Origin of the sequence: Brachyspira catarrhinii (assembly GCF_005518285.1) — a bacterium.
Classification (GTDB): Bacteria; Spirochaetota; Brachyspiria; order Brachyspirales; family Brachyspiraceae; genus Brachyspira; species Brachyspira catarrhinii.
Window position 1 is genome coordinate 1 of record NZ_SJDU01000397.1, and the last position, 1,992, is coordinate 1,992.

Consider the following 1,992-nt stretch of genomic DNA (forward strand, 5'->3'; position numbering starts at 1 on the left):
AAGATTTAGAATATTTTATTTCTCTGCTTGCATTAGAACTAAATTTTAAATTCATAGAAGAATTTAAAACATTACTTAAAAATTTAGGTATACGTGCACCGCTTACTTTTACTGCCATATCTAAATATCTTTCTAAACTAGAAACTACATGATCCAATTTAAATTCTTCTATTTCTATATTACCAGCTATCTTACCATGAAGCATATACTCATCAATTTTAGATTTTATTTGCATTAAAGCATATATATTAATATTTTCATCTTCTATCATTTTTTTAAAATCTTCTTTAGGTAGAGAATGTATTTCTGTTATATATTCCTTATAACTATCTACTTTTTTTTCTGTATGCTTTAATTTAGATATTATACTCTTATTTGCTCCTCCCCATATCTTTAATTTTCCTGCTATAAAATTAGATTCAGATGACATCTTTTTTTCTAATTCTTCTATATTTATCTTTTCTTCTTGAATAATAATTTCTATATACTTTGCTCCAATATTTTTAGATAAATGAGATAATAGATATTTAAAATCATTTTGATAACATTCATAATAAGTGTCTATTGGGTAATAAACATTATTAAATAATTTACTTTCAACTAAATATAAGAATTTATGATTTGAACTAGCTAAGTTTATTGGCTCCTTATATAATTCTTTTACATAATATTTATTGAGTATTTCTGCATCTTCATCTGGAGTATATATTTCTAAATCTCCAAAAATCTTTTTGCGTTCTGAATATTCATTTTCTATATCAAATTTAGTTTGACTATCAGCAACTATTAATATTTCCGAATTTTTCATAAAATATCCTTATTTATTAATAAAATAAAATATTATAAATACAATAACTATTGCTACTAATATTGATGTTAAAGTTTTTACACTGGTATTTGTTTTATATTTAGAATGAAGTTCTTGCCACTTTTCATAATCTAATCCCATTAATTTCAATGTTTTTTGCATTTCATCATTTGTAACTTCATTATTATAAATTATCAAAGCTGTTCTTCTTCTATTTGAAATATCTCTTTTTTCATGCTTCATATAACATAATGTATAACCATTCTTTACTTTTATAACACCTTCATCATCATTAATATTAAGTCTTGGAAGCATTTCATATAATTTATTTATTGCTTCATTTTCTTCTTTACCTTTAACTAATTTACCATTAATTACGGTGGTATGCTCAAAACCTTCTTCAGCACCCTGAATTGTAGCAATTATCATATTATTTCTCCTTTTAATCTAAAATAAAATTTATAATTTCATCTTGAGGACTTTCAGATAATTCAAATATCTTACATCTAACTCCTAAATCTTTTGATATTTTTTCTTCTATTTCTTTTTTATTATATAAATCGTTACCATGAGTCCCTATAGCAAAACATTTAATATTTTCATTTTCCAATGAAAACTTAACCATATTGTTTATTCCACGTTCTATATTTTTTCTTACCCTATTTTTTATTATATTATGAAGTATATTATTAGTAGGATTAAAATAACTAGAGTCAAAAATATAACATCTCATAGAATGAGGTATCTTCTTAGCTATATCAATAGTACATTTTTTTCTAGAATTATTACTTCCAGGTGTATTTATAAAATAATATTTTTTCTTTTTATCATTACCAATTTTTTTGGATTTTATAATTTCATACATCCAAGTTTCATCAGTACCTAATTTTTTACGATCTTTTATATTAAAAACTTTTCTAAAAAAACTTTTTACTCTGCTTTCTTTTACTGGTAAATCTTCAAACTTTAAACCTAATAATATTTTTATGAATGTATCTTTTCCAGCCCTGCTTTCACCAAAAACTAAAACAGTTCTATCTTTAAACATGCCATGTTTAATACGCTCGCATATTTCATTAATCTTTATCATGGCATCATGTAGTTTAGTAAACATATATATATCCTAATATTACTCAATTTAGTCAATTATACCTCACAAAAAACAAAAGTCAAGTATTTTTTAT

Annotated in this window: 3 protein-coding genes; all 3 read right to left on the minus strand. The window is 23.1% G+C overall.

Going from position 1 to position 1,992, the window contains the following annotated elements:
• Positions 1-808 (minus strand): hypothetical protein (locus EZH24_RS10875; RefSeq protein WP_137999136.1); only part of this gene is annotated, 808 nt, incomplete at its 3' end.
• A gap of 9 nt (positions 809-817) precedes the next feature.
• Positions 818-1,237, minus strand: a complete 420-nt coding sequence (locus EZH24_RS10880) for a hypothetical protein (RefSeq protein ID WP_137999137.1) — start codon at positions 1,235-1,237, stop codon at positions 818-820.
• A 13-nt stretch (positions 1,238-1,250) separates the two neighbouring features.
• On the minus strand, positions 1,251-1,922 hold the full coding sequence (locus EZH24_RS10885) for a hypothetical protein (RefSeq protein WP_137999138.1): 672 nt from the start codon (positions 1,920-1,922) through the stop codon (positions 1,251-1,253).
• Positions 1,923-1,992: the final 70 nt, after the last annotated feature.

Excerpts from the sequence above, each read along its gene's own strand:
- EZH24_RS10880 (WP_137999137.1), bottom strand. The coding sequence starts at position 1,237 with ATGATAATTGCTACAATTCAGGGTGCTGAAGAAGGTTTTGAGCATACC.
- EZH24_RS10885 (WP_137999138.1), bottom strand. The coding sequence starts at position 1,922 with ATGTTTACTAAACTACATGATGCCATGATAAAGATTAATGAAATATGC.